Origin of the sequence: Arsenophonus sp. ENCA (assembly GCF_002287155.1) — a bacterium.
Lineage (GTDB): Bacteria > Pseudomonadota > Gammaproteobacteria > Enterobacterales > Enterobacteriaceae > Arsenophonus > Arsenophonus nilaparvatae.
Window position 1 is genome coordinate 1 of the sequence record NZ_NHNG01000785.1, and the last position, 13,862, is coordinate 13,862.

Consider the following 13,862-nt stretch of genomic DNA (forward strand, 5'->3'; position numbering starts at 1 on the left):
ACATAAACGATTATCTCGTAACAGCCGCTCTTTGTTGATCATTTCAAACCTTTATTCTCTAAGTTAAACCTCTTTTTATTCTCAATAGCGTGACAAAAAATGCAAGTCTCTATTCAGCAACTAGTTTAATGATTGCTTTACATAAACGATTATCTCGTAACAGCCGCTCTTTGTTGATCATTTCAAACCTTTATTCTCTAAGTTAAACCTCTTTTTATTCTCAATAGCGTGACAAAAAATGCAAGTCTCTATTCAGCAACTAGTTTAGAGTTATTAACGATAACGGCTGGAAGAGCAGCAGGGGTTATGGATCGTATTAAAGGACTTTTCGAACCGTCAACTTTATTAAATTCAACCAAAGTTTTAACCATTTGTTCTTCAGGATTATTATCCTTAGTAACAGATAATTTACCAGAGACTCTAGTTAATGACACCAGCCAAATCACATCGACGATCCGTAATCGTGAAGTGATCCTTAGCAAACCTTTTGGCATTAATGGTATGATGCGGGATGTGAATCGTATTGACTTAATCACCCAGCAGGGAGCATGGGAACGCTGGACGGTAAAAGCGCATGAGCCGCAAGCATTTCATATTGAAGGTGTTCGTTTCAAAGTTATTAATCATAATGGCGTTGTACCAGGGCCGGAAGATTATGGCTGGAAAGATACAGTATGGATAAATGGATACAGTGAATTATTAGTTAATATGCTACAACCGTCTTATGATCATTTTCCTTTTTTGTATTTTAGTCAAAATTTAGAGAAAGCGGATAAAGGCTCAGTTGCGCAGATGGTGATCAATCCATCAGCTTAATTTATTTCTATAATATAGAATATTTTTGTGGCTGATTATAAAAAAGTAATTGTATTATTTTATGTTTTGTTATTTCGATTGTTATTTATTATTTAAAATTATCTATATAATAGTAATTAATAATTTGATCGTTTTTATAAAAACGTAGATTTATCGAAGAGTGATTGGATTTATTAAATGTAAAATCCAATTTTCTATTATGCCAATATGGTGACCTAATGAATATTAGTTTAATCGCAGCAATGGCGGCGGATCAGGTGATTGGTTTGGAAAATAACATGCCATGGATGTTATCCGGTGATTTAGCCTGGTTTAAGCGTAATACGTTAAATAAGCCAGTTATAATGGGACGTATAACTTATGAATCTATAGGTAAACCTTTACCTCAACGTTTGAATATTATTCTTAGTCATACTCATTTGAGTGATGATAATGGAGTTGTTTGGGTTAACTCAGTTGATGAGGCACTAGCTGCAGCAGGAGAAGTAGAAGAAATAATGATTATAGGCGGGGGGAAAATTTATGAATTATTCTTACCTCTGGCGAATCGTCTTTATTTAACGCATGTAGATGCTGAAGTGATTGGTGATACCTATTTTCCTGTTTATGAGCCTAATGAGTGGGACTCTGTATTTACTGAATACCATGAAGCAGATGATAAAAATTCTCATAATTATTGTTTTGAAATATTAGAACGCCGTTCACAGAGCTAAGAGAGATTCTTGGTGGTAATAAAAAATCGAAGACTAATACTTCGGTTTTTTATTATTAATTTGAATTAGGGGATGTTAAATATATAAATAAAAATTAAATTTGTATTATTAATTAAATAATTTAAGTCAAATATTTATAAATAAGGGGCTATTCAAATAGCTTTTATAGCTATTATTTTAGTCATATTAAACAAAATTAATTAATTTATTACTTATATTCCATTATCTGTTGCATAGTAGAATAAGCATAGTGTTAGTTATCTTTTGGTAAATGCAGGCTGGTGAAAATACTTTTTATCTTCCCAGCGTAATAAAGTCAGTTTTCCTCCCCAGCAACAACCAGTATCAAATCCATAAATACCTTCAGGTGTTCCTTTCCCTTCAAGGGAAGCCCAATGACCAAAAATAATGGCATATTCTGGTGGTATTTTTCGCGGCAGATCAAACCAAGGCTTTAAAGGAGGAGGTGTGTTTTCAGGTTTATTTTTCAAGGTCATGTTTAACTGACCGTCAGGAAAGCAATAACGCATACGAGTTAGGACGTTAGTACTAAAGCGTAAACGGGATAACCCTGTTAAATTTGGTGACCAGTTGTTCGGTATATCGCCATACATGGAGTCGATAAATAAAGGATAGCTATCACTACTAAGAATAGCCTCTACTTCTTTGGCACACATCTGTGCTGTTGCTAAATCCCATTGTGGTGTGATCCCAGCATGTGCCATGATGATTTTTTTCTTATTGTCAACTTGTAATAATGGTTGACGTCGTAACCAATTAACTAATTCATCAGCATCAGGCGCTGTCAGTAATTTTTTCAGTTTGTCTTTGGGTTTATTATGGCTAATATTGGCATATACACCGATAAGGTGGAGATCATGATTACCTAGTACCATTTTGACGGATGAGCCTAATGTTTTAATGTAACGTAAAACTTTGAGTGAATCCGGGCCACGGGAGACGAGATCACCGGTGATCCATAAAACATCCTTTTGTGGTTCAAATTTCACTTGTTTGAGAAGTGCTTTAAGTTCACGATAGCAACCGTGAATATCTCCTATAAGATAAGTAGCCATAATTAGTTTATAACTGTTGGGATAGCAAGACGAAAAACTGGGATATCAACATAAAAATTTTTACCATCATTATCTAACATCACATAATGGCCCTCCATGGTTCCCATTGGCGTTTCTATAATAGCACCACTGGTATAACGAAATTCGGCGCTTGGTTGAATGATAGGTTGCTCTCCTACCACGCCCTGTCCTTGTACTTCGGTACGTTTACCATCACTATTGGTAATTAACCAATAGCGACTTATTAGCTGTACCGGCGTGCGGCCGAGATTGCGAATAGAAACCGTATAGGCAAAAACAAATCTGGCTTCTTCAGGTAAAGATTGATTTTCAATATAGACACTTTGAACTTGTATACAGATGTTAGGTTCATTTAGCATAGTGCCCCCAAAGTTTATCACTATTAGCGAGAGGTTTTAGCCAATTTGCTGGCTAACTTGCAATAATTTTCTACTGAAATATTTTCAGCGCGACAATTTGGATCAATACCTAATTGCTCAAAATCTTGCACGCTAAAAAAATCACTTAAACTATTACGAATAGTTTTACGTCGTTGATTAAATGCCTGTGTAGTAATACGACTTAATAATTTGACATCACAAATAGGGTAAGGGTTTCGTTGATGAGGAATTAAACGCACGACAGCTGAATCCACTTTTGGCGCAGGTGAAAAAGCCGACGGCGGTACTTCTAAGATAGGGATTATCTGACAATAATATTGCGCCATAACGCTAAGGCGACCATATGCTTTAGTATTCGGTACTGCGACTAAGCGATTTACAACCTCTTTTTGTAGCATAAAATTCATGTCAGCAATAGCATTAGTATATGTAAAAAGATGGAACATTAGCGGAGTTGAAATATTGTAAGGAAGGTTACCGAACACTCTGAGGGGTTGACCTTTTTCTTTCGCTATTGCGCCAAAATCAATCGTCATTGCATCGTTTGCTATAATTGTTAGTTTAGCACTCAGCGCAGGGTGTGCAGCTAAACGGGCGGCAAGATCACGATCTAACTCGATTACCGTCATATTCTCTATAAGTGCACTAATAGGTAATGTTAGGGCACCTAGACCCGGGCCAATTTCAACAATAGCTTGATCAGGCTTTGGGTTAAAAGCAGTAACCATATTGTCAATAATAAATGGGTCAGTTAAAAAATTTTGCCCAAAGCGCTTACGGGCAAAGTGCCCTTGATGGATTCGTTTATTCATTGTTATTTTGTATCATGCTAATAGCTAATTTTAAGGCTGTTATAAAACTGTTAACATCTGCTTGCCCACTTCCTGCTAGCTCGATCGCTGTACCATGGTCAACCGATGTACGAATAAAGGGTAAGCCTAAAGTAATGTTTACCGCGTGGCCAAAACCTTGATATTTTAGCACAGGCAGACCTTGATCGTGATACATAGTTAAAATCACATCAGCTTGGTTCAGATATTTGGGTTGGAATAGGGTATCTGCCGGGAAAGGGCCATAAAGCTGCAATCCTTCATGACGCAATTTCTCGATAACTGGGATGATAGTATCGATTTCCTCATGTCCCATATGTCCGCCTTCGCCGGCATGAGGATTTAAACCACAGATATAGATGGCGGGTGTTTTAATGCCAAATTTATATTTTAATTCTTCATTTAAAATATAAATAACTTCTTGTAGGCTTTGAAAAGTAATTGCAGCGGGAACCTGTTTGAGAGGTAAATGGGTTGTTGCTAGCGCAACACGCAATGTTTCTGTCGCTAACATCATGACGACTTTTTTTGTTTTACTTCTGTCAGCAAAAAATTCAGTATGCCCGGTAAAGGGAATGCCAGCATCATTGATAATTCCTTTATGAACAGGGCCGGTAACTAATGCTGAAAATTCACCAGTCATACAGCCATCGCAGGCGCGGCTAAGTGTTTCTATTACATACGTGCTATTTCGTTTATTAAGTTGGCCTGCTTTGACCGGCGCAGGTAATTTTATTGGTAACACGGTCAATGTTTTGGCAGCTTGGTTGTTATTTGAAGTTCCTGGCGAATAAATAGTTAATTCTAATTCTAAGCCGAGTTGATCCGCTCGGCTTATTAGTAGGTCTGGATCAGCACAAGCAACTAATCTAACCGGCCAATTTTGTTGAGCGAGTTGGATCAAAAGATCAGGACCTACCCCGGCCGGTTCACCGGAGGTGAGAACGATAGTATTAGTTTTTTTTTCCATAAAGATTACTGTGCATCGCTATCATTGAGAATTTTTACATAGGCAGATGCGCGTAGTTCTTGCATCCAAATTTGCGCTTCTTCGTTAAATTTACGATTGAATAATAGACGATAGGCATGATCTTTCTGGGCTACATCGGTTTTATCAACTTGGCGAGTATCTTCCAGTTGAATAAGATGCCAGCCAAAAGAGGACTGGATTGGTTGACTCGTTTCACCTTTATTTAAACGCATTAAACCATCACGAAATGCTGGATCATAAACATTGGGCATATTCCAGCCAAGTTCACCGCCGCGTAATGCAGAGCCAGGATCTTGTGAATATTTTTTAGCTGCTTCGGCAAAGGTTAGTTGACCCGTTTTAATTTGCTGTGCAATTTGTTGTATTTTTGCATATGCCTGTTCGCTATTCATAATAGGTGAAAGTTTAATAAGTATATGGCGAGCTTTCACTTCGGTAACCGAAATCGGCATATTGCCACTTTGTATATCATTAAGTTTTAGGATATGAAAACCGACACTAGAACGTATAGGTCCAATGATATCGCCTTTTTTAGCATGCTGAATTCGTTGAGCAAAAACGGTTGGCAATTCTTCAACTTTACTCCAGCCCATTTGCCCGCCTTTTAAAGCATTAGGATCGGCAGAGTAAGTAATGGCCAGCTTACCAAAATCAGCACCTTGCTTTAATTGGGCGATAATTTTATTTACCGTAGCCATTGCTGATTGACTTTGTTCATTAGTTGGATTTTCTGGTAATGGGATCAAAATATGGCTTAAATTGACATTAGCATCTTGACCAGCTTGTGAATTAAGTTGGGCAGCCAGTGATTCTACTTCTTGCGGCAGGACGGTTATCCGTCGACGAACCTCATTATTACGTACTTCTGCGATCATCATTTCTCTACGAACATCGCTGCGGTAATTTTGTATATTGATACCATCCATTGATAATCTTTGCTGTAGTTGGCCAACCGTTAATCTATTTTGGGCTGCAATATTGGCGATAGTAGCATCTATTGCTTGATCAGGGATCTGGATCTGCATTTTTTCGGCTATTTGCATAATAATTTTGTCAATGATCAAGCGTTCTAATATTTGGTGACGTAATGCATTTTCATCGGGGATTTGTTGTCCTGCATTTCTGGCGTTTATTCTTACTATATCTAGCATATTATCTACGTCACTTTGTAGCACAACGCCATCATTAACAATAGCAGTCACTTTATCCAATGGTTGTGGCGCGGCCAGTGTGGTAGTGCTAACAGTGAACAACAAGCCAATAATCAGTTTTCTCCAATAATTCATAAAGTTCTCATTTTGTTCGATTATATTAAGGTTTGATCCTATTTCAGGTTTCTTCTATTTGATAGTTGAAAATATCAATTTTATTAGAAGGCTCGTTGATAAGGTAAAATACCACTAGCAAGCATATCCTGACTTCCCAAATTATGATTATTATTAAGGCCTCTTAGTTCCACATTGATTGACCAGCGATTATCATAGTCACTATTGAAGTTTTGTTCTTGCCAGCCGACGATTTTACGCTCATAGCCCATATTAATTGACCAGCAGCACGTACTATATTGTAAACCGATTAATCGACTGGCGGGTTGGTTTTCTTTTAGATCATGATAGTATGAGCCAACAAAGCCCCAGCGATCACCTAAAGGCCAACTCACTACCACCCCCATTTGAGAAATTCCTTTTTGAAAGGCTGGTGCGCTTCTAACTGTTGCTTGAATATAATCGCGATCGACAAAGCGATAATTTAGCTGAATTAAGCGATCTGAGTCCAGGCGATATTCGGTCACAACATTCCCCATTGTAATATCACCCAGCCGTCTATCATACTGGAGCCCACCACGCAGTCCCCAGTTATCTGTTAAGCGTAAATAAGTATCACCGGCCCATAATAATGAACCGGTATTACTTTTATCTTCAATTGGTAAATTGGAATCTTCAGTTCTGGGCCGCTCAAAATAGTATATTTGTCCGACAGAAAAATTAAAACGTTCGGTTAATTCTTCATCATAAATACGCGTAGTAATACCGGTCGTTAATTGGTTAGCAGAAGCGATACGATCTAAGCCGCTATAAATGCGGTTACGAAATAAACCGTTATAGTCAGCCTGTAGCAAGGAGGAGTCATAATTATTAATATCACTTTGGTCGCGATAAGGTACATAAAGATATTGCACCCGAGGTTCTAACGTTTGTACATAATTGCTATTTGTCAGTAGGTCACGTTCGAAAACTAGTTTCGCATCAGAATTTACTGACGGTAAGACGCGAGTAACATGTTTTTTTAGCGTGCCATTAGCCAGTTTGTCAGGGATATCCTGATCATAATAAGTTGCCATTACCCTAACAGTATTGTTAATACTGGCCCAATCATTTGCTAATGGTAGGTTCAATTCTGGCTCGATATGTAACCGAGTGGCATCAGGATTATTGGCCCCAACACTGGTAATACGCGCTGCTTGGGCATAAGTTTTCAGATCAAATGGCCCCAGATCATATTTATAAAAATTTAGATCTAATTGCGGTTCAGTTTTGTAAGCTTTACTATTCGGTGAATCGACAAAAACCTGAAACTGTTTATGTGTTAAGGGTGCATTCCAGTTAGGTTGTGCATAACCGACACTGAATTTCTGAGTGGCATAGCCGTCAGTACTATTACCATATTTAGAGGTAAAATCGGTGAAATATTTTGGATCACTGACTTTGGTATAATCGATATTAAAACGCCATACTTGATTGAGTACGCCCGAATGACCCCAATATAGAAGCCAGCGATCATCGCTATCACGAGCGGGATACTTGCCACTATTTTTATCTTTAATATAACTGCGGTCGTGTTTTAGCCAATCAACGGCAACAGTACCGGTTCCAGCAATTGTCAGATAACGAAACTCGTTATTCAGTTTTACGCCACGAAAGGTCATAAATTGTGGTGTAATGGTTGCATCGTAGTTAGGTGCAATATTCCAGTAAAAGGGTAGCGCAAAGTCTAAGCCTGAACCTTTAGAATAACTACCATTAGGTAGTAGAAAACCGGATCGACGTTTATTGCCAATCGGTAATTGTAAATAAGGGCTATAAAAAACAGGTACATTAGCAATGCGAAAACGTGCATTCCATATTTCGGCAACCTGTTCTTGGCGATCTAAAATAACTTCTGAGCCAACAACGCTCCAGCTATCATTACCTGGAAGGCAGGCAGTAAACATGCCTTTTTCTAAAATGGTGTAGCGATTTTCTCCGCGCAATTTCATTTTATTTGCGTAGCCGCGACCCTGACGCCCGACCATCAAATAGTCACCTTTTTCGACATCGGTATCTTTATTACTAAGATTTGACCATGCCTTTGGTCCTTTTAGGATGATTTGTGGATCATCATAATGTACATTTCCTGTTGCTACTACCGTACGCAATGGATTTTTACTTGTCGTTTCTGTTTGGGTCAATTTAACTTCATCGGCGGTGAGAGTTTGGTTACCTTGTTGAATATCTACATTACCTTTATACTCGATGAAATGAGGATATTCACCAGCCACATCTTTTGCGGTGATATGGATGGGTAGATCATTGGGATTACCTTTCACGATGGGTTTAGTATATACCGGTACTCCTAGCATACATTGTTCTGTTAGATCAGCATGGGCCTGTTGGCTATGAACAGCTATCCAAATCATGGTAGCAAGTAGTGTCGGGTGACTTTTTTTCATCATTCTGTATGTAGTTCCTTCATCGATATTATCGTGTAGGCAAAAGTTCAACAATTAACGTACTTAACGGCTCTTGTCTGTATAAAACCATCAGCTATATATTCAGGTTATTAGGCACAGAGTAGAATGAGTAGTATGATAATGCAAAATTATACTCAGGGCATTGGGGAATTGAGAGGTTTATGCGGTATTGGGGAAAAATTATTGGTGTTATGTTGGGGATCATGTCTGGCACTCATATTTGGGGTGTTATCATCGGTTTCATTATCGGTCATGCATATGATAAAGCATCAGAACAGCAAAATTTAGAAAAAACAGGCAATAAGCAGAGCCGTCAGGCACTCTTTTTTGTCAGCACATTTCAGATTTTAGGCCATTTGACGAAAGCAAAAGGCCGAGTCACTGAAGTTGATATTCAACTAGCAACAAACCTGATGGACAGAATGCAGTTGCATGGTGATGCCAGAATTTCAGCACAAAATGCATTTAGAGAAGGTAAGGAACAAAATTTTCCTCTAAGACAAACGCTGAAAAAATTACGCCGAGCTTGTTTCGGTCGATTTGATCTTATCCAGATGTTTCTGGAAATTCAAATACAAGCTGCTTTTGCCGATGGTGCTTTGCATCCAAATGAGCGAAAAGTACTGTTTATTATTGCTGAAGAGTTAGGCATTTCACATAATCAGTTTGAACAATTCTTACATATGATGGACGGCGGTCGACGGTTTGAGCATAGTAGTAACTATTCTTATGGTTCCAATCGCTATCGACATACTGCTCAAGGACCAACATTAGCGGATGCTTGTAAGGTATTAGGTGTGCAACCTGATGATGAACAAACCAAAATTAAACGTGCTTATCGTAAATTAATGGCTGAACATCATCCAGATAAATTGGTTGCTAAAGGATTACCACCAGAAATGATGGAAATTGCCAAACAAAAAGCACAATCCATTCAATTAGCTTATGATTTAATTAAAAAAGAGCGTCAGTTTAAATAGTATATAATGTTAAACGTTAGTTAAATAAGTTTTCCAGCTGCTAAAAATCTGCTTTACACGTGAAGTGGATAGGTGACCCATAAACTGGGTGCGTAATGTAAAGTGCTTCTGCATGTAATTGTAGACGTGAAGAGAGTATTAGCGCTGCTTGATGAGCATAGAATCGATCACCAATAATAGGATGACCTAGTGACAGCAAATGAACACGTAGTTGGTGTGAGCGACCTGTAATCGGAACAAGTTTAACTCGCGTTGTTTGTTTTTCATAAGCTAACACTTCGTATTTAGTTTGTGCTTGTTTACCGGTTGTAAAGCACACTTTTTGTTTAGGCCGATTAGGCCAATCGCAGATCAGAGGCAGATCAATAAGTCCTTTTTTATTGGTAATATGACCCTAAACCCTTGCCTGATAAATTTTTTGTGGCTCTCTTTCACGGAATTGACGTTTTAACTCTTTTTCTGCGCTTTTATTCAATGCCACGACCATAACTCCGCTGGTTGCCATATCAAGGCGATGAACGGATTCAGCTGTTGGAAAATCCGCCTGAACCCGTGTCATAATACTGTCTTTATGTTCGGCGGCTTTACCAGGTACTGATAACAAACCACTAGGTTTGTTCACCACAATAATATGCTGATCTTGATAAAGAACGTGTAGCCAGGGATCGATAGGCGGATTGTAAAACATATCAGTTGCTCCAACGTGGCCAAAAACTTTATTGTTTCTGGCGATAAATAATTACTGATGGGTAACAATCACCAGGCGTATAGAATCTAATCGCCAATTAGATTGATCAATATTGAGCAATAATTGTTGGCGTTCATATTCAATAGCGCTTAATTCATCAGGACGAATATTCGGATTGACAGATTTTAATGCCTCTAATCGCGAATACTCTAACGATAATATTTTATCCGCTTGTGTTTTTGCTTCGGCAATCAACATACTTGCTTCTTTTTCTATTATGGCTTTAGAAAGTTGCAGTGTGTTATGTACCTCTTTTTGTACGGCATTTACCAGTTTACTACCAGTATGGTGATTCACAGTATTTAGCTGACGATTAAAACTTTCAAACTTTACTTGCTTAGCCAGATCATTACCTTTTAAATCCATTAGAATACGAATTGGCGTTGGCGGTAAAAAGCGAGTGACTTGTAGGTTTTTAGGTGCTTGTGCTTCAACAACATAAATTAATTCAGTAAGTAGTGTACCGACTGGTAAGGTTTTATTTTTCAATAAAGACACAGCACAACTGCCAATTTCGCCAGAAAGGATCAAATCCATACCATTACGAATAATCGGGTGTTCCCAGCTAATAAATTCGGTATCTTCTCTAGACAATGCTTGAGTACGATCGAAGGTAATAGTACAACCATCTTGCGGCAAGCCAGGAAAATCAGGTATCAACATATGTTCAGCAGGCGTAAGAACGATCAGATTATCACTGCGATCTTCTTGGTTAATACCAATGATATCGAACAAATTTAATGAAAAATTAATCAAATCAATACTATTATCTTGTTCTGCAATATGGTTAGCTAAATCTTGACCAACTGCACCACCATTAGAATTCATTTCTAGTAAGCGATCGCGCCCTTGCTCTAATTGGGTTTTGAGTTGGTTATGTTTAGCTCGGCAAACCTTAATAAAATCGTCAAAGTTATCAAGGACGGTGGGTTTAGCCAAATACTCAACCAGTTGCTGATAATATTGATCATAAATAGCGCGACCAGTTGGACAAGTATACTCAAAGGCATCAAGCCCCTCATGATACCATCGTAGCAAAATAGCTTGGGCAGTATTTTCAAGGTAAGGTACGCTAATTTGGATATCCCGATTTTGACCGATACGATCCAGACGCCCAATTCTTTGCTCAAGCAAATCAGGATTAAAAGGTAAATCAAACATAACTAACTGGTTGGCGAATTGGAAATTACGTCCTTCAGAGCCAATTTCAGAACATAGTAATACCTGGGCACCTTGTTCTTGGGAGGCAAAATAGGCAGCCGCCCGATCCCGTTCGAGTAATGATAGATTTTCATGAAAAACGGCCGCTCTGATCGCTTCTTTTTCTCTTAGTACCTGTTCCAATTGTAAGGCAGTAGTTGCTTGAGAGCAGATAACTAAAACTTTTTCTTGCCGGTGAGTTGTTAAGAAATGCTTTAGCCATTCAACCCGGGGATCAAAATTCCACCAAGTTGCATTTTCACCTTCAAACGTCTGATAGATTTGTTCAGGATAGAGCATCTCCCGCGCACTGATATCAACGGATTTCTTAGCATTCATGATGCCAGCAACTTTAATTGCTGTTTGGTACTGTGGAGGTAAAGGTAATTTAATAGCGTGTAATTCACGCCGAGGAAAGCCTTTAACTCCATTACGGGTATTGCGAAATAGTAAACGGCTCGTTCCATGACGATCCATCAACATGGTAATCAATTCGCGACGTGCTTTTTCACTTTCTTCATTATCACTGTTACTGGCTTTAAGCAGAGGCTCAATATCCTGCTCCTTAATTAATTCTGTTAGTAAATTTTGTTGCTTATTATTTAATTTTTCACCAGAAAGGAGCAAAGTAACGGCTTCGGCAACCGGGCTATAATTTTGTTGTTCTTCAATGAAGTGTTGATAGCTATGAAAGCGATTAGGATCCAGTAAACGTAGGCGAGCAAAATGGCTCTCTTGACCCAGCTGTTCAGGGGTAGCGGTTAATAACAGCACTGAAGGAATTTGCTGAGCCAGCGTGTCGATAGCTTGGTATTCACGGCTAGGCGACTCTTCACTCCATACCAGGTGATGGGCTTCATCAACAACCATCATATCCCAACTGGCTTCTAACAGATGATCAAAACGTTTTTTATTGCGGCGAACGAAATCAAGAGAACAGATGACCAGCTGCTCTGTTTCAAAAGGATTCTCACTATCGTGTAACGATTCGGTATAACGGCTGTCATCAAACAGCGAAAAATGCAAATTAAAACGACGTAGCATTTCGACTAACCATTGGTGTTGTAAACTTTCAGGTACGATAATCAGTACTCGTTCAATACGTCCAGCAAGTAACTGTTGATGAATGATCATTCCTGCTTCAATAGTTTTGCCTAATCCAACTTCGTCTGCTAATAAAACACGTGGATGGTGGCGTTTACCTACTTCTTGAGCAATATAAAGTTGGTGAGGGATCAAATTGGCACGCATACCTCTTAGTCCACCGGTTTGGTGACCAAATTGTTGGTATTGGAAACGCAAAGCACGATAGCGTAATGCAAAACGATCCATTCGATCAAGTTGACCGGCAAACAAACGATCTTGTGGTTTATTAAAAGTTAACTTGCTATCAAGAAACACTTCGCGCAGGCTGACGTTTTTTTCATCGGAATCGATACGAGTTCCTGTATAGACAAGTACTCCCTCGTCTTGTTGTACATTGTCAACTCTTAACTGCCAGCCTTCATGGCTGGTGATCAGATCGCCTTCATTAAACATAACGCGTGTAATTGGTGCATTATTTATTGAATAAAGCCGATTTTCTCCACTTGCAGGGAAAAGTACTGTAACCATGCGGCTATCAATAGCTACCACGGTACCTAATCCAAGTTCACTTTCTGTATCGCTTATCCAGCGTTGACCAAGAATAAATGGCATAAATTTTAACTCAGTTTATCCGTATGTTTGAGAAAATTATGGGTTGTTCATTTTGAAGAGAGTAATTATATTAATCATAAAACAATATCTTACTCTCTTTTTGAAAGGACTGTGTGTTAATAAATGCGGTGCCAATAGTCACCTATAAAAATGCTTTTTTATAAGATATTATTGGGCACCTCGAAAAACTCAAGATTTTCAATTAACCCTTGGCTTTCATTCTAAATAATTAGATTTTTTTTGATTATCACGCTACTGATTCTATCGCACATTGCCCTGGCTAGGGCCATTTGACCCATTCTGGGCGTCAGAAAGCCACGATGCACGCGCTCTGGAAGTACGCCAACCGCTTTAGGTTGTAACATGCTGCCATCATCGTCATGGCAAAATTAGCGCGCACCTGTCCAATGGTGCGGATCAGTTTTCTACCCATTTGTTCCATCGCCGCAAATGCATGTTCAACCCGTGCCCTAGTCTTTGCAATCCTGTGGTTTCGCCCTTGCTGAGTCTTGGACAACGGTTTGTTTCGATGGCCTTTACGCTGAATCTGGCTCCTATAGCCGTTTGCCTTCAGCCAAGCTTCCCGCTCCGCAGAGGGATAGCCTCGGTCGGCGTAGATATTGCGATTGGTGTTGGCCTTGTCAATGACCCTTTCGAAATGCTGACTGTCGTGGGTGCT

The 13,862-nt window shown here is 39.0% G+C and carries 10 protein-coding genes and 2 pseudogenes; 3 read left to right on the plus strand and 9 right to left on the minus strand.

Features of this window, described 5'->3' with window-relative positions; genetic code table 11:
• Positions 1–267: 267 nt before the first annotated feature.
• Positions 268–816 (plus strand): annotated as a pseudogene (locus CBG25_RS20320) (multicopper oxidase domain-containing protein); the annotation flags it as partial.
• A gap of 218 nt (positions 817–1,034) precedes the next feature.
• On the plus strand, positions 1,035–1,529 hold the full coding sequence (gene folA / locus CBG25_RS20325; RefSeq protein WP_290608901.1) for a type 3 dihydrofolate reductase: 495 nt from the start codon (positions 1,035–1,037) through the stop codon (positions 1,527–1,529).
• A gap of 257 nt (positions 1,530–1,786) precedes the next feature.
• Here folA and apaH read toward each other — a convergent pair whose 3' ends face one another.
• The 6 genes from apaH to lptD form a co-directional block, all read right to left on the minus strand.
• A complete protein-coding gene (gene apaH, locus CBG25_RS20330) occupies positions 1,787–2,605 on the minus strand; it encodes a bis(5'-nucleosyl)-tetraphosphatase (symmetrical) ApaH (protein ID WP_290608902.1) in 819 nt (272 codons plus the stop codon).
• Between the two features lie 2 nt (positions 2,606–2,607).
• Positions 2,608–2,985, minus strand: coding sequence for a Co2+/Mg2+ efflux protein ApaG (gene apaG / locus CBG25_RS20335; protein ID WP_032114535.1), 378 nt, complete (start codon positions 2,983–2,985; stop codon positions 2,608–2,610).
• A gap of 23 nt (positions 2,986–3,008) precedes the next feature.
• Positions 3,009–3,818, minus strand: a complete 810-nt coding sequence (gene rsmA, locus CBG25_RS20340) for a 16S rRNA (adenine(1518)-N(6)/adenine(1519)-N(6))-dimethyltransferase RsmA (protein ID WP_290608903.1) — start codon at positions 3,816–3,818, stop codon at positions 3,009–3,011.
• Positions 3,811–4,806, minus strand: coding sequence for a 4-hydroxythreonine-4-phosphate dehydrogenase PdxA (gene pdxA / locus CBG25_RS20345; RefSeq protein WP_290608904.1), 996 nt, complete (start codon positions 4,804–4,806; stop codon positions 3,811–3,813). The genes rsmA and pdxA overlap by 8 nt, the downstream gene beginning before the upstream one ends.
• 5 nt (positions 4,807–4,811) lie before the next feature.
• Positions 4,812–6,113 (minus strand): peptidylprolyl isomerase SurA, encoded by a 1,302-nt coding sequence (gene surA / locus CBG25_RS20350; RefSeq protein WP_290608905.1) that lies wholly within the window; start codon positions 6,111–6,113, stop codon positions 4,812–4,814.
• 83 nt (positions 6,114–6,196) lie between these two features.
• Positions 6,197–8,536: an LPS assembly protein LptD gene (lptD, locus tag CBG25_RS20355; RefSeq protein ID WP_290608908.1), complete on the minus strand. Its 2,340-nt coding sequence runs from the start codon at positions 8,534–8,536 to the stop codon at positions 6,197–6,199.
• A 182-nt stretch (positions 8,537–8,718) separates the two neighbouring features.
• Here lptD and djlA point away from each other — a divergent pair, with 182 nt between their 5' ends.
• Positions 8,719–9,537: a co-chaperone DjlA gene (gene djlA / locus CBG25_RS20360; RefSeq protein WP_290608906.1), complete on the plus strand. Its 819-nt coding sequence runs from the start codon at positions 8,719–8,721 to the stop codon at positions 9,535–9,537.
• A 40-nt stretch (positions 9,538–9,577) separates the two neighbouring features.
• Here the strand turns inward: djlA and rluA are convergent.
• The 3 genes and pseudogenes from rluA to CBG25_RS20375 all read right to left on the minus strand — a co-directional run.
• Positions 9,578–10,225, minus strand: a pseudogene (gene rluA / locus CBG25_RS20365) (bifunctional tRNA pseudouridine(32) synthase/23S rRNA pseudouridine(746) synthase RluA).
• A gap of 51 nt (positions 10,226–10,276) precedes the next feature.
• Positions 10,277–13,183, minus strand: coding sequence for an RNA polymerase-associated protein RapA (gene rapA / locus CBG25_RS20370; protein WP_290608907.1), 2,907 nt, complete (start codon positions 13,181–13,183; stop codon positions 10,277–10,279).
• Between the two features lie 307 nt (positions 13,184–13,490).
• A partial coding sequence (locus CBG25_RS20375) for a transposase (RefSeq protein WP_290603757.1) occupies positions 13,491–13,862 on the minus strand: 372 nt, incomplete at its 5' end.

Excerpts from the sequence above, each read along its gene's own strand:
- folA (WP_290608901.1), top strand. The coding sequence starts at position 1,035 with ATGAATATTAGTTTAATCGCAGCAATGGCGGCGGATCAGGTGATTGGT.
- apaH (WP_290608902.1), bottom strand. The coding sequence starts at position 2,605 with ATGGCTACTTATCTTATAGGAGATATTCACGGTTGCTATCGTGAACTT.
- apaG (WP_032114535.1), bottom strand. The coding sequence starts at position 2,985 with ATGCTAAATGAACCTAACATCTGTATACAAGTTCAAAGTGTCTATATT.
- rsmA (WP_290608903.1), bottom strand. The coding sequence starts at position 3,818 with ATGAATAAACGAATCCATCAAGGGCACTTTGCCCGTAAGCGCTTTGGG.
- pdxA (WP_290608904.1), bottom strand. The coding sequence starts at position 4,806 with ATGGAAAAAAAAACTAATACTATCGTTCTCACCTCCGGTGAACCGGCC.
- surA (WP_290608905.1), bottom strand. The coding sequence starts at position 6,113 with ATGAATTATTGGAGAAAACTGATTATTGGCTTGTTGTTCACTGTTAGC.
- lptD (WP_290608908.1), bottom strand. The coding sequence starts at position 8,536 with ATGAAAAAAAGTCACCCGACACTACTTGCTACCATGATTTGGATAGCT.
- djlA (WP_290608906.1), top strand. The coding sequence starts at position 8,719 with ATGCGGTATTGGGGAAAAATTATTGGTGTTATGTTGGGGATCATGTCT.
- rapA (WP_290608907.1), bottom strand. The coding sequence starts at position 13,183 with ATGCCATTTATTCTTGGTCAACGCTGGATAAGCGATACAGAAAGTGAA.